Source organism: Actinophytocola sp., from assembly GCF_036402745.1.
Classification (GTDB): domain Bacteria; phylum Actinomycetota; class Actinomycetes; order Mycobacteriales; family Pseudonocardiaceae; genus Actinophytocola.
In genome coordinates this window covers 1-20256 of the sequence record NZ_DASWSJ010000039.1, presented here as the reverse complement: position 1 = coordinate 20256, position 20256 = coordinate 1, and the positions used below count along the sequence as shown (strand labels likewise).

General features: G+C 71.5%; 18 protein-coding genes, 1 tRNA gene and 1 pseudogene. 9 read left to right on the top strand and 11 right to left on the bottom strand.

The features are described from left to right. Positions 1 to 2 precede the first annotated feature (2 nt). Positions 3 to 1886, bottom strand: a complete 1884-nt coding sequence (locus tag VGD70_RS04030) for an ABC transporter substrate-binding protein (protein ID WP_331078225.1) — start codon at positions 1884 to 1886, stop codon at positions 3 to 5. A gap of 100 nt (positions 1887 to 1986) precedes the next feature. On the opposite strand from VGD70_RS04030, the gene VGD70_RS04025 reads away from it, so the two are divergent. Both VGD70_RS04025 and VGD70_RS04020 read left to right on the top strand, forming a co-directional pair. Continuing rightward, positions 1987 to 2814, top strand: a complete 828-nt coding sequence (locus tag VGD70_RS04025; RefSeq protein ID WP_331078223.1) for a M55 family metallopeptidase — start codon at positions 1987 to 1989, stop codon at positions 2812 to 2814. Positions 2815 to 2876: 62 nt separating this feature from the next. Continuing rightward, positions 2877 to 4187: a M20/M25/M40 family metallo-hydrolase gene (locus VGD70_RS04020; protein ID WP_414637885.1), complete on the top strand. Its 1311-nt coding sequence runs from the start codon at positions 2877 to 2879 to the stop codon at positions 4185 to 4187. A 253-nt stretch (positions 4188 to 4440) separates the two neighbouring features. On the opposite strand, the gene VGD70_RS04015 is transcribed toward VGD70_RS04020, so the two are convergent. Further along, positions 4441 to 5178: a GNAT family N-acetyltransferase gene (locus VGD70_RS04015; RefSeq protein WP_331078220.1), complete on the bottom strand. Its 738-nt coding sequence runs from the start codon at positions 5176 to 5178 to the stop codon at positions 4441 to 4443. Next, on the bottom strand, positions 5175 to 6026 hold the full coding sequence (locus tag VGD70_RS04010) for an SCO6745 family protein (RefSeq protein WP_331078218.1): 852 nt from the start codon (positions 6024 to 6026) through the stop codon (positions 5175 to 5177). Before VGD70_RS04010 ends, VGD70_RS04015 begins: the two co-directional genes overlap by 4 nt. Before the next feature lie 69 nt (positions 6027 to 6095). Here VGD70_RS04010 and VGD70_RS04005 point away from each other — a divergent pair, with 69 nt between their 5' ends. Next, positions 6096 to 9398: a GH92 family glycosyl hydrolase gene (locus VGD70_RS04005; RefSeq protein WP_331078216.1), complete on the top strand. Its 3303-nt coding sequence runs from the start codon at positions 6096 to 6098 to the stop codon at positions 9396 to 9398. Positions 9399 to 9665: 267 nt separating this feature from the next. On the opposite strand, the gene VGD70_RS04000 is transcribed toward VGD70_RS04005, so the two are convergent. The 4 genes from VGD70_RS04000 to VGD70_RS03985 all read right to left on the bottom strand — a co-directional run bounded on the left by VGD70_RS04000 (position 9666) and on the right by VGD70_RS03985 (position 13128). Beyond that, entirely contained in the window at positions 9666 to 10343 is a 678-nt protein-coding gene (locus VGD70_RS04000; RefSeq protein WP_331078214.1) for a hypothetical protein, read from the bottom strand. A gap of 114 nt (positions 10344 to 10457) precedes the next feature. Further along, complete coding sequence (locus tag VGD70_RS03995) at positions 10458 to 11165, bottom strand: histidine phosphatase family protein (protein WP_331078212.1); 708 nt, start codon at positions 11163 to 11165, stop codon at positions 10458 to 10460. A 28-nt stretch (positions 11166 to 11193) separates the two neighbouring features. After that, positions 11194 to 12033 (bottom strand): undecaprenyl-diphosphate phosphatase, encoded by an 840-nt coding sequence (locus VGD70_RS03990; protein ID WP_331078210.1) that lies wholly within the window; start codon positions 12031 to 12033, stop codon positions 11194 to 11196. A 45-nt stretch (positions 12034 to 12078) separates the two neighbouring features. Beyond that, entirely contained in the window at positions 12079 to 13128 is a 1050-nt protein-coding gene (locus VGD70_RS03985; protein ID WP_331078208.1) for an LLM class F420-dependent oxidoreductase, read from the bottom strand. Positions 13129 to 13256: 128 nt separating this feature from the next. Between VGD70_RS03985 and VGD70_RS03980 the strand changes: the two genes are divergently transcribed. The 4 genes from VGD70_RS03980 (at position 13257) to VGD70_RS03965 (ending at position 16434) form a co-directional block, all read left to right on the top strand. Then, the gene (locus VGD70_RS03980) at positions 13257 to 14234 is read left to right on the top strand and encodes an aldo/keto reductase (RefSeq protein WP_331078206.1); all 978 of its coding nucleotides are present in this window, start codon (positions 13257 to 13259) and stop codon (positions 14232 to 14234) included. Between the two features lie 120 nt (positions 14235 to 14354). Beyond that, on the top strand, positions 14355 to 15041 hold the full coding sequence (locus VGD70_RS03975) for a carbonic anhydrase (RefSeq protein ID WP_331078204.1): 687 nt from the start codon (positions 14355 to 14357) through the stop codon (positions 15039 to 15041). Positions 15042 to 15208: 167 nt separating this feature from the next. Beyond that, a complete protein-coding gene (locus VGD70_RS03970) occupies positions 15209 to 16222 on the top strand; it encodes a hypothetical protein (RefSeq protein ID WP_331078202.1) in 1014 nt (337 codons plus the stop codon). Further along, positions 16219 to 16434, top strand: a complete 216-nt coding sequence (locus VGD70_RS03965; protein ID WP_331078200.1) for a DUF5703 family protein — start codon at positions 16219 to 16221, stop codon at positions 16432 to 16434. The genes VGD70_RS03970 and VGD70_RS03965 overlap by 4 nt, the downstream gene beginning before the upstream one ends. Before the next feature lie 13 nt (positions 16435 to 16447). Here the strand turns inward: VGD70_RS03965 and VGD70_RS03960 are convergent, their stop codons facing one another. From VGD70_RS03960 to VGD70_RS03945, 4 genes are all read right to left on the bottom strand, one after another. Further along, a complete protein-coding gene (locus VGD70_RS03960) occupies positions 16448 to 17002 on the bottom strand; it encodes a DUF2231 domain-containing protein (RefSeq protein WP_331078199.1) in 555 nt (184 codons plus the stop codon). Between the two features lie 89 nt (positions 17003 to 17091). Next, entirely contained in the window at positions 17092 to 17958 is an 867-nt protein-coding gene (locus tag VGD70_RS03955; RefSeq protein ID WP_331078197.1) for an alpha/beta hydrolase, read from the bottom strand. Positions 17959 to 17960: 2 nt separating this feature from the next. Beyond that, complete coding sequence (locus tag VGD70_RS03950; RefSeq protein WP_331078195.1) at positions 17961 to 19289, bottom strand: M20/M25/M40 family metallo-hydrolase; 1329 nt, start codon at positions 19287 to 19289, stop codon at positions 17961 to 17963. A gap of 61 nt (positions 19290 to 19350) precedes the next feature. Beyond that, complete coding sequence (locus VGD70_RS03945) at positions 19351 to 19572, bottom strand: hypothetical protein (RefSeq protein ID WP_331078193.1); 222 nt, start codon at positions 19570 to 19572, stop codon at positions 19351 to 19353. Positions 19573 to 19786: 214 nt separating this feature from the next. Between VGD70_RS03945 and VGD70_RS03940 the strand changes: the two genes are divergently transcribed. Continuing rightward, positions 19787 to 19870, top strand: a tRNA-Leu gene (locus VGD70_RS03940). A 118-nt stretch (positions 19871 to 19988) separates the two neighbouring features. Further along, positions 19989 to 20256 (top strand): annotated as a pseudogene (locus tag VGD70_RS03935) (hypothetical protein); the annotation flags it as partial.

The window sequence follows — 20256 nt, the reverse complement described above, 5'->3', positions numbered from 1 at the left end:
TCCTATTCGCGATCTTCAGCGGTCTTGCGCCGGCCGCGGACGAACAGCAGCCCGACGATCAGCAGCACCACGACGACACCGCCGACGATGCCGAGGATCAGCCCGGTGCTGCTGCCGCCGTCGGCCGCCGCCTGGGTGGTGTCGCCACCCGTGGCGGTGTTCTCGCCGTTCGCGCCGTAGACGGGCACCGGACCCTGACCCTTGGGCGTGGCGCCGAGGTAGCCCCAGTAGCCCTGCTGGTTCATGATCACGCCGCCCTTGGCGGGCTGGAGCGGGAAGCCCTCGAACTTGTCCTTGCGGTAGGCCTCGAGCGCGTTGTCGTAGCCCAGGATGACGAGCGTGGACTGGTCGTAGAGCCGTTCCTGCATCTGCTTGACGAGGTCGATCCGCTTGTTCCGGTCGAACTCCTGGAGCTGCTTGTCGTAGAGCTGGTCGTACTTCTCGTCGCACAGGAACGAGTCCGGCGTGCCGCCCTCGCCCTGGGCGTTGGGCCGGTTGTTGCAGGTCTGCAGCGACAGCACGTAGTCCGGGTCCGGGTTGGCGTTCCAGCCGGAGAACGCGAGGTCGAAGTCGCCGCGCGTGGTGTCCTCGTTGACCTGGGTGTCCGACACCGGCTGCAGGGTGACGTTGATGCCGATGTCCTTGAGCCAGCCCTTGATGAACGGGCCACCGGTCTCGTCGAGGTTGGCCTCGGCGTGGGCGAGCAGCCGCAGGTTGAGCGGCTTGCCCTGCTTGTCCAGCCGGATGCCGTCCGAGCCCTTCTTGTAGCCGGCGTCGTCGAGCAGCTGGTTGGCCTTGTCGAGGTCGAAGGTCCGCTTGACGTCACCGGACGGGGTCCAGGCGAAGTCCTTGAAGACCGGCGGGATGTAGCCCTTGGCCTCCTCGGCGTAGCCGCCCCAGACCTTGTCCACCAGCGTCTTGGAGTCGATCGCGGTGGCGATCGCCTGGCGGAGCTTGACGTCCTTGAGCGCGGGGTTGCCGTTGCCGATCGGCTTGCCGTCGCTCGTGGCCGCGCCCGGGTTGATCACGATCTCGTTGAACCGGCGGTTCTGCGCGTTGTTGAGCGTGATGTTCGGGTCGCCCTTGAGCGCGTCGAACTGGGTCGGGGTGAGCCGGTTGACCAGGTCGACCTGGCCGCTCTGCAACGCGGTGACCGCGGCGTCGGAGTTGCGGTAGTAGATGAAGTGGACCTCGGCCACCTTGGGCTTGCCCCGCCAGTAGTTGGGGTTGGCCTTCATCTTGGTGAACTGGGCCTCTTTGAACTCGGTGACGTAGTACGGCCCGCTGCCCACCATCGGGAACTGCGGCTCCGCGCCGATGTCGGTCACCTTCGACCACACGTGCTCGGGCACGATCGGGATGTCCAGCGCCAGCATCGTGGACTGCGGGACCTTCGTCTTGATCACCAGCGTCGAGTCGTCCGGCGCCTCGACCGACGCCCACTGCTGGACGTAGCTGCCGTTCGCGGTGCGCGCGGTCTCGTCGTCGAGCATCTTCTTGAACGTGAACGCGGGGTCCTTGGCGGTGACGGGCTCACCGTCGGACCATTTCACGCCCTTGCGGATCTTGAACGTCCAGGTCAGCTTGTCCGCCGACGTGGTCCAGCTCTCCGCGAGGCTCGCCTCCGGCGACTGGTCCTTCTGGCTGTAGACCGTGAGGTAGTCGAACGCGGTGCGCAGGATGTCGGTGCCCGTCCGGGTGATGCTGATGAACGGGTTGAGCGAGTCGATCTCCTGGGTGACGCCGATCCGGAGCAGCTTCGTGCCCTGTGCCTTGGCCGCCTGCGGGACGGGCTTCGCGGCCGCGCTCGCCGGGCCCGCGACAGGCACCGTGACCAGGGCGGACACGAGAAGTGTGATACCGAGCGCGACACGCCTCGATCTCACGATGATCACCTCTTCCTGATAGTTGAGAGGAAGTAACCACCTATCGGTTCAAAAAGTCAATGAGTGTCGGCGACGTGTACCAAGCCGTAACGTGGGTCCCGTGCGGATCATGATTTCAGCCGATATGGAAGGCGCGACGGGCGTCACGTGGACCGCGGACGTCGAGGTCGGGACCGAGCAGTGGCAGCGCTTCCGGAAGATGTTCACCGGGGACGTGAACGCGTGCGTCGAGGGCCTGTTCGCGGGCGGGGCCACCGACGTGCTGGTGAACGAGGCGCACTCGTCGCAGCGCAACATCCTCCTCGAGGACCTCGACAGCCGGGCGCGGCTGCTCACCGGCCGGCACAAGCCGCTGTCGATGATGCAGGGCGTCGACTCGGGCGTGGACGGCGTGGTGTTCCTGGGCTACCACGCGGCCGCCGGCGTCGAGGGCGTGCTGTCCCACACGTACCTGCCGAACCAGATCACCGGCGTGTGGCTCGACGGGGTGCGGGCGAGCGAGGGCCGGCTCAACGCCGCGCTCGCCGCCGAGTACGGCGTGCCGGTGCTGCTGGTCACGGGTGACGACCTCACCTGCGCGGACGCTTCTTCCTACGTGCCGGATGCGCGGACGGTCGCGGTCAAGGAGTGCGTGTCCCGGTACGCCGCGATCTGCACGCCACCCGCGGTGACCGCGGCGTCGATCAGCGCGGAGGCTCACCTCGGCATGGCGCGGGCCGGACGTTTCGAGGGTTCGGTGAGCGCGCACCGTATCGAGGTGGAGTTCGACGCGGCGCACCTGGCCGCGGCCGCCGCGGTGGTGCCGACGGTGGACCAGCTGGACGTGCGCCGGGTCGGTTTCGATGCCGCGTCGATGACCGACGCGATGAAGGCTTTCAAGGTGGTCACCGCCATCGCGAGCGGTGCCGTGGAGGGAAGCTATGGGTGAGTCGCCCGAACGGAGCTTGTCGGAGTGAGCATCGGCACCGAACGGAGCTTGTCGGAGTGAGCATCCCCGCTGTCGAGGAGCTGTGTGCGCAGCTGATCAGGTTCGACACGACCAACCTCGGCGGCGGGTCGGCGGAGGGCGAGCGGGAGGCGGCGGAGTTCGTCGCGTCGCACCTGACCGCCGCCGGGCTCACGCCGTCGCTGCTGGAGCGCTCGCCGCGGCGCAGCAACGTGGTCGCGCGGGTGCCCGGGTCGGACCCGACGCTGGCGCCGCTGCTCGTGCACGCCCACCTCGACGTGGTGCCGGCCGACCCTGCCGAGTGGACGGTGCCGCCGTTCGCGGGCGAGATCCGCGACGGCTTCGTGTGGGGTCGCGGGGCGGTGGACATGAAGGACATGTGCGCCACCCTGCTCACCGTCCTGCACCACTGGTCGGCGGAGGGCCGCGGGCCGCGGCGCGACGTCGTGCTCGCGTTCGTCGCCGACGAGGAGGACAAGGGCGAGTGGGGCGCCCACTGGCTGGTCGAGAAGCACCGCGACCTGTTCGAGGGCTGCGCCGCGGCGATCGGCGAGTCCGGCGGCTACACGGTCCGCGCGTCCACCGCCTCCGGCGCGCCGGTCCGGCTCTACCCCGTGGCCACCGCCGAGCGCGGCACCTCGCATCTCCAGCTCACCGCCACCGGGCGCGCAGGCCACGGCTCCCGCCGCAACGACGACAACGCGGTCGTCAAGCTGATCGCCGCGCTGCACCGGCTCACCGAGCACCGCTGGCCGGTGGTCCTCACCCCCGCGGTCCAGGCGTTCTTCGAGCGGGCCGGCAAGGCGCTGGACATCCCGGTGGATCTGTCCACAGAGGACGCGGTCGACGAGACCCTGCGCCACTTCGGCCCGGCGGCGAAGATCGCGGAGAACACGGTCCGCAACAGCACCACGCCGACGGTCCTCGACGCGGGCTACAAGGTCAACGTGATCCCCGGCGTCGCGCAGGCGCAGATCGACACCAGGGTGCTGCCCGGCACCGAGCCGGAACTGCTCGCCGAGATCGACCGGCTGCTCGGCCCGGACGTGCGCCGGTCGTTCGTGGCTTACCAGCCGGCGGTGCAGGCCCCGGTCGACTCGCCGTGGTTCACCGCGATGGCCGCTGCGCTGGAGGCCGAGGACCCGGGCGCGGTGGTGGTCCCGTTCTGCATGGGCGGCGGCACGGACGCCAAGGCGTTCGCGGGCCTGGGCATCGACTGCTACGGCTTCGCGCCGTTGTGGCTGCCCGAGGACTTCGACCACAGGCTCATGGCCCACGGCGTCGACGAGCGAGTCCCGGTGGAAGGCCTCCGCTTCGGCACGAACGTCCTGGACCGCTTCCTGTCGACGGTCTAGCTCGCGCCCACCACGCCACACCCGGACAGCGCCACACCCGACCCGGACCGACACCGCGGCCCACCGCGACCCACGCCATACCCGGTTGTCCACAGGCGCCCGCCGAGCGGCCGGTTTCCGTCGGTGCCCGCTCGTAGACTGGAAAGCGGGGGGCCCCCGCGACCCCGGAGTTGTCCACAGGCCCGCGCTCGCACGGCCCGGAACCGTCAGTCCCCGCCCGTAGGCGGGAAACCGGGGCCGGAGGCCAGCGCCCTCACCCGCGCACCTGCGTCCGGTAGTGATACCGCGCCGCCTCCGTGAACCCCGCCCCCGCGTACAACGCCCGGGCCGCCGCGTTCGAAGCGCGCACCTGCAGCCAGCACCGCCGCACCCCCAGCCCCACCGCGGCCGACAACACTCCCCGCAACACCACCGACCCCAGCCCGCGCCGCCGCGCGTCCGCGCGGACCGCCATGCAGTACAGCCCACCCCACTCCCCCACCAGCGCCAGCCGCGCCACCGCGGCCACCCCGCGCTCGTCCCGCACGCTGCCGTACAACGCCGGCCCGGCGGTGAGGATCCACCGCGCCACGTCCCGGGCCACGTCGTCGCCGCGGCCGTCGACCGCCCACCACAGGTCCATCCACTCCTCGTCCGGCAGCGCCGTGATCGCCGACGGAGCACCGGAGGGCAGCCGCGAGAGCACCGGGGCCACCTCGGCCACCTCGACCGTCGTCGGCGAGCCGTAGCGGTAGCCGCGTGCCGCCAGCCGCTCGTCCAGGTCCGGCGGCCACACCGTCGGGCCCAGCTGGAAGACCGCCGGCAGCCCGTGCGCGCCGTACAGCCGCTCCACCCGCGCCATCGCCGAGCCGACATCCGGCGGGACCGCGAGCGGCGCCACCGAGTTCGCACGCTGCGTCACCCCGCCCGACACCCGCGCCACCCAGCCGTCCACGTCCACTTCGGACAGTGCGGGCCAGCCGCGGCGCAGCAGGTCGTCGAGCACGCTCACGCGCGCTCCGGCGGCAGCCCGGTCGGGTTGACCGACGGCAGCACCCCCGACCGCCACAAGGTCCCCACCGACGGGCGCAGCGCCGCGACGACCCGGTCCACCCCGGCCTCGCCGAGTGCCGCGAGGCAGCCGCTCCACGCCCGCTCGTCGGTCGACGCCTCCACCGACGCCAGCAGTGCGGCGCCATCCGGCGTCAACGTGCCGTCGGAACCCAGCAGCCCGCGGGCGCGCAGCCCGTCCGCCGCGGCCGCCCACGCGTCCTCCGGCCACCCGCGGACCGAGCGCATGAGCCGGTCCGGGAACTTGCCGAGGCCGACCTGCAGCAGCAACGCCTCCAGCCCGGAGACCCCCGCCGACACCAGCGCGGCCACATGCCCGTCGCCGCGGTGCTCGCGCAACGTCGTCGCCAGCTGCCACAGCGCGGCGACCGGATCGGCCGGCAGCGCCAGCTCCGCGTTCGCCGCGTACAGCGGGCGGCCGGTCGGGTCGGCGGACGCGGCCACCGGCGCGAGCGCGGCAACCGCCACCTCGCACGCCGCGACCGACACGCCGACCGAGCGCAGCGCGCCCACCGACACCTCCGCCCGCGTGGCCACGCACGCGGCCGGGGTGGTCCGCGACCACGCGTCCGGCAACGCCTTGGCCACCATCGACGGCTCGAACCCGGCGAACGTCGCGACCACCGCACCCGCTCCCACCGGCCCCAACGGCGCCGCGCGGAAGGCGAAGTAGGTCATCCAGAAACCACGCAGCCCGACCCTCATTCCGGCGTCCCGGACGTCCGGCGCGAAGTACACGACGTCGTGCAGTGGCTCGAGTACGGTCCACAGTCGGCGGGCGGGGTGCATGGGCGCCTCCTTGCGTCTCTAGGATCATGCGCCACCAGCGACCGTCCAACCCTGTGAGGAGCGTCGCGGATGAGTGCTCGGGGCTTCTTCTCGTCCTTCGAGAACGTCGATCCCCCGCTGACGTGGATCGACGTCAGCGACATCGGCCAGGACAACCAGCCGAGAGCCGACGGCGCCACGATGAGCACCCGGGAGGGCGGCGGCCCGGGCAAGCCCTACACGGCCAAGGCCGGCGTCGGGTTCACCGGCGTCCGCGCGCTGCGCTACCAGGGTTCGCACACCGGCCGCGAGGCCGCGCACGTGGTGAACAAGCTCTTCCTCGTCGACATGCTCGTCGCCCGGGACACCGAGCTGTCCTACGTGATCTACCCGGAGCTGCTCGGCGACGACCTGCGTTACCCGAGCACGTTCGTGGCGGTCGACCTGACCTTCGACGACGGCACCCGCCTGTCCGAGCTCGGCGTCACCGACCAGCTCGGCTTCTCCCTCACGCCCCGCGCGCAGGGCGAGTCCAAGGCGCTGGCGCCCAACCAGTGGAACCACCGCTCGGTGCGCATCGGCGCGGTGGCCGAGGGCAAGGTCGTCGTCAAGGTGCTGCTGGGCTACGAGAGCCCGGCCGGGCCCGCGGAGTTCGCCGGCTGGGTCGACGACATCGCGATCGTCGACAAGCCCAAGACCGAGGACCGCCGGCCCGCCGACTACGTCGTCACCACCCGCGGCAGCAACTCGACCAAGGCGTACTCGCGCGGCAACACCTTCCCCGCCACCGCCGTGCCGCACGGGTTCAACTTCTGGACCCCGGTCACCGACGCCGGCACGCTCGGCTGGATCTACAGCTACCAGCGCGGCAACAACGACCGGAACCTGCCCGCGCTGCAGGCGCTGTCGGTGAGCCACCAGCCGAGCCCGTGGATGGGCGACCGGCAGACCTTCCAGGTCCTGCCCTCCGCGGAGGTCCGCAAGCCGAAGGCCGGCCGCCGGGCCCGCGCGCTGACCTTCCGGCACGCCAACGAGATCGCGCTGCCGCACCACTACGGCGTGCGGTTCACCAACGGCATCCGCACCGACCTCGCCCCGACCGACCACGCGGCGCTGCTGCGGTTCACCTTCCCCGGCGAGGACGCCAACCTGATCTTCGACAACGTCGGCAGGCGCGGCCGGCTGACCCTGGACCCGGTGGGCGGCAGCGTCTCCGGCTACACCGACGTCCGCAGTGGACTGTCCGCCGGCGCGACCCGCATGTTCGTCCACGCCACCTTCGACCGGGCCGTCGCGGCCAGCGGCAAGCTGTGGCGGGGGCTGTCCCGGCGGGTCTGCGGCTACCTGCGGTTCGAGCCCGACCCCGCCGGGCAGACCGTGGTGACCATGCGGATCGCCACGTCGCTGATCAGCATCGCCCAGGCCAAGCGCAACCTGCGGCAGGAGATCGCCGACGACGACACGTTCGAGACCGTCCGCGAGCGCGCGGCGCAGGCCTGGGACCACCGGCTCGGCCGCATCGAGGTGGAGGGCGCCAGCGAGGACCAGCTCGTCACCCTCTACTCCAACCTCTACCGGCTGCACCTCTACCCCAACAACATCCACGAGAACACCGGCACCGACGACCAGCCGACGCTGGCCTACGCGAGCCCGTTCACCGGCCCGGCCAAGAAGAACACGCCGACCCAGACCGGCGCGGTGCTCGTGCCCGGGAAGGCCTACGTCAACAACGGGTTCTGGGACACCTACCGCACCACCTGGCCGGCCTACGCGCTGCTCGACCCGACCCACTGCGGCGAGCTCGTCGCCGGGTTCCTGCGCCAGTACCAGGACGGCGGGTGGACCGCGCGCTGGTCCTCCCCCGGCCACGCCGACCTGATGACCGGCACCAGCTCCGACGTCGCGTTCGCCGACGCCTACCTCAAGGGCGTGCGGGGCTTCGACGTCCAGGTCGCCTACGAGGCCGCGGTCCGCAACGCCACCGTCGCCCCGGACTCCGACGCCGTCGGCCGCAAGGGGCTGGGCCGGTCGATCTTCCTCGGCTACACGCCGACCTCGACCGAGTCGGGGCTGTCCTGGACGCTCGAGGGCTGCCTCAACGACTTCGGCATCGCGCAGCTCGCCGAGGCCCTGGGCGACAAGGAGCAGCACGAGTACTTCCTGGACCGGGCGCTGAACTACGTCCACTCGTTCGACCCGAGCACCGGGTTCTTCCAGGGGCGCAAGGAGAACGGCCGCTGGCGGCACTCGGCCAACTCCTACGACCCGCGCGCCTGGGGCGGTGACTACGTGGAGACCAACGGGTGGAACACCGCGTTCAGCGTGCCGCACGACGGCGCCGGGCTCGCCGCGCTCCTCGGCGGCCGCACCGCGCTCGGCACCAAGCTCGACGAGTTCTTCACCACCCAGGAGACCGGCCGGGCGCGGGGCAGGTACTGGCGCTCGATCCACGAGATGGCCGAGGCCCGCGACGTGCGGATGGGCCAGTACGGGCACAGCAACCAGCCCTCGCACCACATCCCCTACATGTACGCCTACGCCGGCATGCCGTGGCGGACCCAGGAGAAGGTGCGCGAGGTGCTCGCGCGGCTCTACACCGGCAGCGAGATCGGCCAGGGCTACCTCGGCGACGAGGACAACGGCGAGATGTCCGCGTGGTGGCTGTTCAGCGCGCTCGGGTTCTACCCGCTGCGGGTCGGCAGCCCGGACTACGTGATCGGCTCGCCGCTGTTCCGCAAGGCCACGGTCCGGCTCGCCAACGGCAACGAGATCGTCGTGAACGCGCCCAACAACAGCCCCACGAACGTCTACGTCCAGTCGCTGCGGGTCAACGGCTCGTCCTACGACAAGGCCTACCTGCCGCACGCGCTGCTCGCGAACGGCGCCGTGCTCGACTTCCACCTGGGACCCGAGCCCACCGACTGGGCCACCGGGATCGAGGCGCTGCCGCCGTCGATCACCCAGGTCGACACCCCGCCGCGCACGATGTTCGACATCACCTGCGACGTCGACGGGCACAGCGAGGGCAGCGACGGGGCCAACGTGGCGGCCCTGTTCGACGACACGAGCCGCACCCAGGTGGTGTTCCGCACGCCGACGGCGTGGGTCGGCTTCCGGATGCCCGGCGAGGACGGCGCGACGGTGCGGTACTACACGCTGACCTCGGGCACCCGGCAGGACGACCCGCGCAGCTGGACCCTGCGCGGGTCGGCGGACGGCGAGGACTGGGTCGTGCTGGACGAGCGGACCCAGGAGACGTTCCCGTGTCGCCGCCAGACCCGGGCGTTCGCGGTGGCCAACCCGGGTGCCTACACCCACTACCGGCTGGACATCACGGAGAACACCGGCGCGCCGACGGTCACCCTGGCCCAGCTGGAGCTGCTGGCCCGCTGAGGCGCTCCGGCCCGGTGCGGCGCAGTCGCCGGCGGGACCGCAGGTACCGCGTGCTGGCCGCCCCGCGGCCAGCACCAGGGGTGATCCGAGCTCCGAGTACCCGGGCTGTGGGTGCCCGGGTCCGGAGTACCCAGACCGCGGGAGGAACACCGGTTGGGCACACCCACCGCTGCCCGGGTACGACCCGCCGGGCCGGCGCCCCGGGTACTGCTCGCCCGGTTCGCCATGCCCGTACTGCTCGGTCGTCCTGACTCCTCGCGAAGGAGGTCAGGCGGGACGGCCGCTCTTGTACCGCACGTACTCCTTGTTGGCCGCGTTCAGCGCCAGGACCAGCGAGATGATCGGCATGACCACCAGGATCAGCGGCACCATCGGGCTGCCGCTGTTGGTGACGATGCGGATCAGCCAGTAGACGCACAGCACGATCTGCAGGCCGACGGCGATGACGAACAGGTTGCCGGCCCTGCCGCCGAGCAGCTTGACCCCGCCGGCGATCAGCAGGCCGATGCCGATGAGCTGCACGATCGAGACGATCCAGAACTCGGCGAGCGCGCCGCCCAGCGCGATGCCACCCGCGGTCTCCTCCGCGCCGTTGGCGAGATCCTGGATCGCGGCGAGCGCGATCATGAGGATGGCGGTGGTGATCAGCGTGATGCCCGCCTGCACGAACGCGAGCACGGCCGCCGCCGTCGTGCCGCCGGGCCGGGTGACCGCGCCGCCGCCGTACTCCTGCGGCGCCTGCGGCATCCCGGCGTAGCCCTGCTGGTAGCTGGGTGGCTGCGGCGCCTGGGGGAAGCCACCGCCGCCCGGGTACTGCCCGCCCGGCTGCTGGAACCCGCCGCTGCCCGGGTACTGCCCGCCCGGCTGCTGGAACCCGCCGCTACCGGGGTACTGGCCACCGGGCTGACCCTGGTCGCCAGGTTGCTGGCCGTATGGCTGTGTCATCAACAACTCCTCGAAGGTCCGCCGCGGCGGAGCAGAATGGTGCCCAGATATTGGCACAGTCGGCGGACGATCCTCGGTGGTTTCACCCAGATCGTGACGGGTGTCGGAAACCTGTCACGATGAGCGACCGGTGGCGCCTCCCGGCACGGCGTCCCCCGCGGGCGGCTCGTCGCCGGCCGGCTCCGGCTCGGGCGGCACGATGCTCGCCAGCTCGCCCCCGTTGTCGTTCATGCGGAGCACGAAAGGCCTGGTCGCGGTGTACTGCACGACCGAGACCGACGCCGGGTTCACCACGATCCGCTGGAACGTGTCGAGGTGCTGACCGAGCGCGTCGGCGAGGATCGCCTTCAGGACGTCGCCGTGGCTGCACAGCAGCCAGACGGCGTTCGGCCCGTGTGCGGCGGTTATGCGCGCGTCGTGCGCCCGCACCGCCGCCACGGCCCGCGTCTGCACCTGCGCGAGCCCCTCGCCCTCGGGGAACACCGCGGCCGAAGGGTGCTGCTGGACCACCGCCCAGAGCTTCTCCTTGAACAGCGTCTTCAGCTCGCGGCCGGTCCACACCCCGTAGTCCACTTCGGACAACGAGTCCTCGGTGACCGGGACGACGTCGCGGGCCTTCGCCAGCGGGGCGACCGTCTGCTCGCAGCGCAACAGCGGCGAGCACACGATCTCGGCGAGCGGCACCTGGGCGAGCCGCTCGACGAGGCCGTCGGCCTGCTTGCGCCCGGACTCGTCGAGCTCCACCCCTGGTGAGCGGCCGGCGAGCACGCCGGAGCCGTTGGCGGTGGAGCGGGCGTGCCTGAGCAGTACGACGGTGGCCACGGCCTCGACCCTACGTCGCGGCGTCCGGTCAGGGCTGCAGGACGTTGCCGAACAGGAGGCCGAAGAGCGCCAGCCCGACGATCACCCGGTAGATGGCGAACCCGTTGATGCTGTGCCGGGCGACGAACTTCAGCAGCCACGCGACGGACCCGTAGGCGACGACGAACGACACGACCGTGCCGACGATCAGCGGCGCCGCGCCGACCCCGGCGCCCATCGCGTCCTTGAGCTCGTAGAGGCCCGCGCCGGTCAGCGCCGGGATGGACAGGAAGAACGACAGCCGGGTCGCGGTGACCCGGTCCAGGCCGAGCAGCAGCGAGGTGGAGATCGTGGCGCCGGAGCGGGAGAAGCCGGGGAAGAGCATCGCGAGGATCTGCGACGAGCCGACCAGCATCGCGTCGGAGAAGGTGACCTCCTTCTCACCGCGGTCCTGGGTGGCGAACTTCTCCGCGAGCCACATGACGACGCTGCCGACGATCAGCGAGCCGGCCACGATCCACAGCGACGCGAGCGGGCCCTTGATCATCGACTGGGCGAGGATGCCGACCACGACGATCGGGACGGTGGCGAAGATGATCCACCAGGCGAACTTGTAGTCGTGGTCGGCCCGGGCCGCGGGTTTGACCAGACCTCGTCCCCACGCGGTCGCGAGCCGGACGATGTCGCCGAAGAAGTAGACCAGCACCGCCGCGATCGCGCCGACCTGGATGACCGCCGTGAAGCCCACGACGGCCGGGTCGTCCACCGGGATGTCGAGAAATCCCTCGGTGATCTTCAGGTGGCCGGTCGAGGAGACCGGCAGGAACTCGGTGAGCCCTTCGACCACGCCTAGAATGACCGAGTCAAGGACACTTATAGTGGTAGTCAAGAACTGTCCTCGCCGTCAGGTCGGCGCCCGGGCTCGCCCACCCGGTCAGTCGCCGACGCCTGCTTTGTCCAGAGCTTCAACCGCGACGCGCAATGCCGCGACGCTCTGCTCGAGATCTTGCAGCACCGGGGAAACGGTCAGTGTGGTGACCCCCGACTCGGCGAGCTTCTGCATCTGCTCCGCGATGCGCTCCCGCGGCCCGAGCAGCGACGTCGAGTCCACGAAGCCCAGCGGCACCTTCGCCGCCGCGCCCGCGTAGTCCTTCGCGAGGTAGAGGTTCTGCACCTCGGCCGCCTCCGCCTCGTAGCCCATCCGGCACGCGAGGTTGTTGTAGAAGTTCTGCTCGCGGCTGCCCATGCCGCCGACGTAGAGCGCCGCGTAGGGCCGCACGGTGTCGGCCGCGGCCTTCCAGTCGTCGGCGACCACGAGCGGCGCGGTCGGCACGACGTCGAACCCGTCCATCGTCTTGCCGGCCTTCTCCCGGCCCTGGCGGATGAGCTCGAGCGACTCGTGCGCGTGGTCGGGCGAGTAGAAGATCGCCAGCCAGCCGTCCGCGACCTCGCCGGTGAGCTGCAGGTTCTTGGGGCCGATCGAGGCGAGGTAGATCGGGATCTCCGCGCGGACCGGGTGCACGATCAGCTTCAGCGGCTTGCCCGGGCCGTCCGGCAGCGGCAGCGTGAAGTGCTTGCCCGCGAAGGTGACCCGCTCGCGGCGCAGCGCCTGCTTGACGATGTCGACGTACTCGCGGGTGCGGGCGAGCGGCTTGTCGAACTTCACGCCGTACCAGCCCTCGGACACCTGCGGGCCGGACACGCCGAGGCCGAGCCGGAACCGGCCGCCGGAGAGCGTGTCGAGCGTGGCGGCGGTCATCGCGGCCATCGTGGGCTGGCGCGCGGGGATCTGGAGGATGGCGCTGCCGACGTCGATCCGCTCGGTGTGCGCGGCCACCCAGGCGAGCACCGTGGGGACGTCCGAGCCGTAGGCCTCGGCGGCCCAGGCCACCGAGTACCCGAGCCGGTCCGCCTCCTTGGCGAGCTCGAGGTTGTTCGCGTCGTTGCCGGCACCCCAGTAGCCCAGGTTCAGTCCGAGTCGCATCGGATGACCATACCGACAGTTGGCCACCCGCCAACTGTGATGGACAGCGCAGCGCGTGAGCGACAGCGAACCAGCCAATACAGCGCGTCTGCCAGCGAGAACACGATCATCCGCCTAGGCTTCCCCGGGTGGAGCAACGACACCTCGGGCACAGCGGGCTGCGGGTGTCCAGGATCGGCCTGGGCACCATGACCTGGGGCCAGGACACCGACGCCGACGAGGCGGCCAGCCAGCTCGTCGCCTTCGCCGACCTCGGCGGCACGCTGGTGGACACCGCCGACGTGTACAACGACGGCGAGGCCGAGCGCATCCTCGGCTCACTGCTCGACGACCTCGTGCCGCGCCAGGACGTCGTGCTCGCCACCAAGGCCGTGGCCCGCCGCGACGAGGGGCCCTTCGGCGGCGGCGCGTCCCGGGGCGCGCTGCTCACCGCGCTCGACGGGTCGCTGCGCCGGCTCGGCGTCGACCACATCGATCTCTGGCAGCTGCACGCGTGGGACCCCGCGGTGCACGTCGAGGAGACGCTCGCCGCCGTCGACGCGGCGGTCACCAGCGGCAAGGTCCGCTACGCCGGCGTGTCGAACTACAACGGCTGGCAGCTCGCCACCGCGGCGACGATCCAGAAGGCCAAGCCGTTCGGCGCGCCGCTGGTGTCGACGCAGATGGAGTACTCGCTGCTCGAGCGCGGCCTCGAGCGCGAGGTCGGGCCCGCGGCCACGCACCACGGGATCGGCCTGCTGGCCTGGGCACCGCTCGGCCGCGGGGTCCTCACCGGCAAGTACCGCGCCGCCACGCCGGCCGACTCCCGCGGCGCGTCCACCCACTTCGCGCCCTACGTCGACCACCACCGCACCGAGCGCGCGGCCCGGATCGTCCAGGCCGTCGTCACCGCCGCCGACGGGCTCGCCACCTCTCCCCTGTCGGTGGCGCTGGCCTGGGTCCGCGACCGGCCGGGGGTAGCGTCCGCCGTGGTCGGCGCGCGCGACACCGGGCAGCTGCTGGGCTCGCTCGTGTCCGAGGAGCTCGCTCTGCCGGCCGCGATCCGCGCCGCCCTGGACGACGTGAGCGACATCGAGCTCGGCTACCCGGAGGCCCGCCTCGGCTGACCGGCTCCCCGGATCACCCGCGCCGGCTCGGCTGACGTTGCGTGACTGCCGTTGCGCCGTTCGGCTGATCGTCGACGCCACCGCTCGCCAACCCGGCGATATGCCGGAATTGTATGCTGTATGGAGTATGCGAACCTGAGCCGTCGCTCGCTGCTGGCCATCGGCACCGCCACCGCCGCCGCGGTCGCCGTCGGCGCCACCGCCTCGGCCCCCGCCTTCGCCGCCCCCGCGACCGCCCCGACCACCACAGATCCCTGGGCGAGGCTCGTCGCCGGCAACGCCCGCTTCGCCGCCGGCCGGCAGACCCACCCCCGCCAGGACCCCGCGTACCGGCAGAGTCTCGTCGACGGCCAGGAGCCCTTCGCCTGCGTGCTGGGCTGCGCGGACTCCCGGGTGCCCGCCGAGCTGCTGTTCGACCAGGGCCTCGGCGACCTGTTCAGCGTCCGCGCGGTCGGCGAGGTGCTCGACGACGCCGTCGTCGGCAGCATCGAGTACGCCGTCGAGCACCTGCACGTGCCCCTCGTCGTGGTCCTCGGCCACGCCGAGTGCGGCGCGGTCAAGGCGGCGATCGACCTGGTCCGCGGCGCGAGCGAGGTGACCGGCTCGGTCAGCACCGTCGCGCGCGCCATCGAGGCGACCGTCCGCGCCACCCCGTCCCAGCCGAGCTTCCTCGCCGCGTGCGTCCGCAACCAGGCGACCCGCGTGGCCGAGGAGCTCCCCCGCCGCTCCCCCACGATCCACGAGCTCGGCGTGCGCGTCGTCCCGGCCGTCTACGACCTCGGGACCGGCCTGGTGCGCCGGCACTGACCCCTGACACGCCGTAGTCGGCCCCCACCCGCGGCCACCCCGGAACAGGGGTTAGCGTCGCGGCCAGTATTGGAGCATGCTGGAGGGAACGTCCCGTCGGCGTGACGCAGGGTGTTCGACGACCGTGCGGCACCGTCGGGCCGGGCCGGTGGACGTGTCGGAGGTCGATGTTGCGTCGCATGATGGCCGTGGTGCTCGTGGGTTGCGCCGCGGTGGGGACAGGCTGCTCCTCAGGACAGCCCAGCGACGAGTTGATGCTGTCGGACAACCCGACCGCGGCCACCGCGGCCCGGTCGCCGGCACCGCAGGCCAAGCCGGCCGGCACGGTCAGCGTGCTGCCCGGCACCCCCACCTCGATGGTGGTCGACGCCGAGCACCGGCTGCTCGCGGTCGCCGTCGACAAACCGCCGTCCGTGCTGCTCTACCGGCTCGGCGCCGACACCCTGGCCGACCCCACCCGCGTCCCGCTCCCCGGACCGGCCGACACGCTGAGCCTCGCCGGCCCCGGTGGCCCGCTGCTCGCGTCGTCCGGCTCGGCCGGCCAGCTGGTCCGGATCACGCTGCCGGGTGGCAAGGCCGCGCCCGCGCCGATCCGCGGCGAGCCGGTGAGCGCCACCGATTTCGGCGACCGCACGCTCGTGGCCGTGCGCGACCGCAAGGCCGTCGCTGTGCTCGGCGGCGACAAGGTCTACCGGATGATCTCGGGCGGCCTCTACAGCGCCGACCAGGTGCTCTCCACCGGCAAGGGCGCGGTCGTGTTCGACCGGCTGCGCAACGCACTGTTCGAGCTCGACGTGCCGGCGGGCACCGTCGACGAGGGCCTGCGCGCCGGCGAGGGATCGACCAACGCGGTGACCGACCGGTTCGGCCGGGTCCTGGTCGCCGACACCCGCGGGGGCGCGCTGCTGGCGTTCTCGCTGGACCCCCTGCTGATGCGGCAGCGCTACCCCGTCGACGGCGCGCCGTACGCGCTCGCCTACGACGCGAAGCGCGACCTCGTGTGGGTGACGCTCACGGCCACGAACGAGGTCGTCGGGTTCGACGTGGCGGGTGAGCAGCCGGAGGAGAAGTACCGCTTCCCGACGGTCGAGCAGCCCAACACCGTGGCCGTGGACCCGGACAGCGGACGCGTGGTGGTCGCGTCCGCGACTGGAAAAGGAATTCAGGTGATTGGCAGATGAGTGCTGACGGGGTGATCGACGGGGATTGGGAGTACCGGCCGCTGCGACTTCCGCCGGGAGTGTCGCGGCGCGCGGCGGCCACGCAACTGTCCATCCATGCCGAGTTCGCCGGTTGGGAGCTGTCGAACGTGCGCCTCTACTCGGACGGAAGCCGACGGGTGGTCCTCAAGCGCCGCCGTAGCGTCGGCATCCTGCCCGGGCTGAGCACGTAGGTCCGGCCCCTACTCACCCGCCGGAGTTGGCCGGCGGGTTCTTCTCCACGAAGTCCCACACCAGCCGCGCCCCGGCGTCGCCGACGCGGTAGACGTGAATACCGGTGCCGACCGCCAGTCCGACGGTCGCCACCATCGCCACGATCATGGCCACCGTCTGGCCGGTGGCCTTCCTGGTCTGGGTCGCGACCCCGCCGCCCCCGTCCGCCGGCTCCTCGTCGGTGGTCTCAGCCGCGCGCCGCTCGGCCATCGTGTGCAGGACCATCACCGCGCTCACCGCCACGAACAGCGCCAGCGCCCACCACACCATCAGGTCGCCGAGCTCCGCGTGCCGCTCGATGCCCGGGTTGCTCCCGATCCGCGCCTCCAGCTTGGTGCCGCTGTTGGTGGCGACCGGCGACAGGATCGTGCCGACGGCCGCCGCGCCCACCGTCAGCCAGCCGAACCGCTGGCGGAACCAGGGCCAGACCGCCGTGAGGATCGAGCCGGCCACGGCAAGCGGCAGCAGAACGACCACGAAGTGCACGATGAGCGGGTGCAGCGGGAGTCCGCCGATGAATTCGGGCACGTTTCCTCCGGTTGGTCCTGTGCTGGATGAGTCTGTCGCCTATCGGCCGGTTGGGCCACCGGACGTTACGCGGCGAGATCGGAATCGGTTCAACCGTCGCGCAGTATGTCGCCGACCAGTCCGAGGATCCGCGGCACGATCTGCGCGGCGGCCTCGAGCGGCAGCATGTGCCCGCGGCCGGGCAGCGTCACCGCGTGCCCCCGCCGGTTCCCGCTGACCAGCGCCGACGCGTGCGCGGCCGGTACGAGCCGGTCCCGCTCGCCCACGATCGCGAGCACCGGCGTGTCGACGGTAACAGCCAGCGCGGCCGCCCGGTCGTAGCGGTCCAGCGCCGGGTGGAACAACGCGGCCGTGTCGGGCCAGTGCCGGGCGATCATCTCGGCGACCAGCCGGACGTCGTCCGGGTCGGGGTCGTCGCCGAGCAGCAGCCAGCGCAGGCCGGCGGTGGTGGCCTTGTCGATGCGCTGCCGGACCTGGCCGACGATGCGCGGGCCGAGGATCGCGTGCAGGTCCTGGACGAGCCGGCCGACCGAGCGGGGCAGGGCCGCGGAGGTCTCGGCGACCAGGCCGGTGGAGGTCGACAGCAGCACGAGCCCGGCGACGCGTTTCGGCTCGTGCCGGGCGATGGCCGCGAGCGCGACGTGCCCGCCCATGCCGTGGCCCACGAGGACGAGCCGCCCGTCGGTCTGGGCGAGCAGCTCGGCGAGGTCGTCGCCGAGCTGCTCCATCGTCGCGGTCGCCGGCTCGGCGGGGGTCGAGTCGCCGTGGCCGCGGTGGTCGTAGGCGATGACCCGGACCGTCGGGTCGGCCTGGCCCAGGAGGTCGACGACCTTGTGCCAGACCCGGTGGTCCTGGGCGTAGCTGTGGAGCAGCACGACGGTCACGGGTGCGGCCGGATCGCCCGCGCGGACGAGGGCCAGGGAGGCCCCGTCCGCCAGGGCGACGCGCTCGGGCAAGGTCAGCAGCTGCGCAGGAACCGGTCGAGGACGCGGGTGCCGAACCGGACGGCGTCGACCGGCACGCGCTCGTCGACGCCGTGGAACAGGGCGGTGAAGTCGAAGTCGGGCGGCAGGCGCAGCGGTGCGAACCCGAAGCAGCGGATGCCCAGCGTGTGGATCGCCTTGGCGTCGGTGCCGCCGGACAGGACGTACGGGACGGTGCGGGCGCCGGGATCCTCGGCCTGGACCGCGGCCGTCATCGCGTCGACGAGCGGCCCGTCGAACGTCGTCTCCACCGAGGGCAGGTGAGTGATCCACTCCCGCTCGACGTCCGGCCCGAGGATCTCGTCGAGCTCCCGCTCGAAGGCGGCCTCCCGCCCCGGCAGCACGCGGCAGTCGACGACGGCTTCGGCCACCGACGGGATGACGTTCGCCTTGTACCCGGCCGTGAGCATGGTCGGGTTGGCGGTGTCCCGCAGGGTCGCCCCCACCACCCGCGCGAACGGCCCCAGCTTCGCGACGGACCCGGCGAGGTCGTCCTCGTCGAACTCGAGGCCTGTCAGCTCGGTCATCGAGTCGAGGAAGGCACGCACGGAGTCGGTGACGACCAGCGGAAACTGATGCTGCCCCAGGCGAGCGACCGCCGCGGCGAGCTTGGTGACGGCGTTGTCGTCGTGGAGCATCGACCCGTGGCCGGCGCGCCCCCGCACCCGCAACCGCATCCAGGCGATGCCCTTCTCCGCGATCTCGATCGTGTACGCCCGCAGGTCGTCGGCAAGCGTGATCGAGAAGCCCCCCACCTCCCCCACAGCCTCGGTAACCCCAGCGAAGAGGTCGGGCCGATGGTCGACGAGCCACTGGGCCCCCAGCGCCCCACCGGCCTCCTCATCAGCGAGAAACGCGAAGACGAGGTCTCGAGGCGGGACAACCCCGTCCCGCTTGAACCGCCGGGCGACGGCCAGGGTCATCCCGACCATGTCCTTCATGTCGACGGCCCCGCGCCCCCAGATGTACCCGTCCTGGATGGCGCCGGAGAACGGGTGGACGGACCACTCGGTCGGGTCGGCCGGCACGACGTCGAGATGCCCGTGCACGAGCAGCGCCCCACGCGCCGGGTCGGCCCCCTCGAGCCGCGCGAAGACGTTCGCCCGCCCCTTGGCCCCGGACTCGAGGGAGGTGACGTCGTACCCAACCTCGGCAAGCTTCCCGGCGACATACTCGGCAGCCGCCTGCTCGCCGACGGTGGTGTCCGGCTCCCCGGTGTTGGTGGTGTCGATCCGGATGAGCTCACTGGTGAGCTGAACGGCCTCGTCCTGGGCCAGCGCGGTGGTGTCCGTCGGTGAGTTCACCAGCACTTCCTACCACTGGGCCCCCACCCCGCCCGACGACGACTTCGACAGCCGTGTCGGTCTACTGCTGTCCGCGCGGGTCGGTCACATCGGTGATCGCGTCGTTCGCCGAGCCGGTGAGATCCTGCGCCGCGCCGGTAGCGGTGTCGCCGAGACCGGTAGCCGTGTCGGCGAGCTCGTCGGCGGACTGCGGCAGCTCCGTCCCGGTCAGCTCACTGACCTTGTCGCCGGCGCCTGACATGAGCTCAGCAGCCTTCTCCTTGACGAAATCGAACAAACCCATAGGGTCGACCTTCCCATTCGGGAACATATCGTGACAAGTCGGACACTACGGGTAATAGCCCCACCCATGCAAACGACGGCCCATCACCCCGGCCCGCGGCAACGCTCCCCAGAGGACCTGAACTCGAAGATCCTAACGACGATCCCCGCACCCGAACCAAGGGGCAGCCCGTGACGACCCGCCCACGACATCCGCTACGCTATGCCCACACCTGGTCCGAGTGGCGGAATGGCAGACGCGCTAGCTTGAGGTGCTAGTGCCCTACAAGGGCGTGGGGGTTCAAGTCCCCCCTCGGACACACTCTCCTAGGAAATTTCCTGGCAACAGCCTGTCCTTCTTCTGTTGCACCACGCGACCTCTCCGCGTTCCTCACATCCCTCGGTGTCGCCCGTCGGTAGTCGACGGGGGTGGCTGCCGTGGCTGAGCGCAAGATCGCTCCGCTCCTCCCACCCCGCTTGGCAGTATCGGCCGGACGCCGGCTGCTGGCGACCCGAGGCGGTCACCTCCCGGTCGGCGAGCTGCTCGGGTTACCGCGTGCGGGGTCGCTGATCTACGGCATGGGCAAGATCGACGTCTGGGGAACGGTGTCCAACCGCCCCACCGTCGACGCCCTCGGCTGGGTCTGCGGTGACCGCCTACATATCGCGCTCGTCGACGGGTCGGTCGTCGTGCACCGCGACCCGG

Coding starts and splice junctions, on each gene's coding strand:
- VGD70_RS04010 (WP_331078218.1), bottom strand. CDS start 6,026: ATGCACCCCGCCCGCCGACTGTGGACCGTACTCGAGCCACTGCACGAC.
- VGD70_RS04005 (WP_331078216.1), top strand. CDS start 6,096: ATGAGTGCTCGGGGCTTCTTCTCGTCCTTCGAGAACGTCGATCCCCCG.
- VGD70_RS04000 (WP_331078214.1), bottom strand. CDS start 10,343: ATGACACAGCCATACGGCCAGCAACCTGGCGACCAGGGTCAGCCCGGT.
- VGD70_RS03985 (WP_331078208.1), bottom strand. CDS start 13,128: ATGCGACTCGGACTGAACCTGGGCTACTGGGGTGCCGGCAACGACGCG.
- VGD70_RS03975 (WP_331078204.1), top strand. CDS start 14,355: ATGGAGTATGCGAACCTGAGCCGTCGCTCGCTGCTGGCCATCGGCACC.
- VGD70_RS03970 (WP_331078202.1), top strand. CDS start 15,209: ATGTTGCGTCGCATGATGGCCGTGGTGCTCGTGGGTTGCGCCGCGGTG.
- VGD70_RS03965 (WP_331078200.1), top strand. CDS start 16,219: ATGAGTGCTGACGGGGTGATCGACGGGGATTGGGAGTACCGGCCGCTG.
- VGD70_RS03945 (WP_331078193.1), bottom strand. CDS start 19,572: ATGGGTTTGTTCGATTTCGTCAAGGAGAAGGCTGCTGAGCTCATGTCA.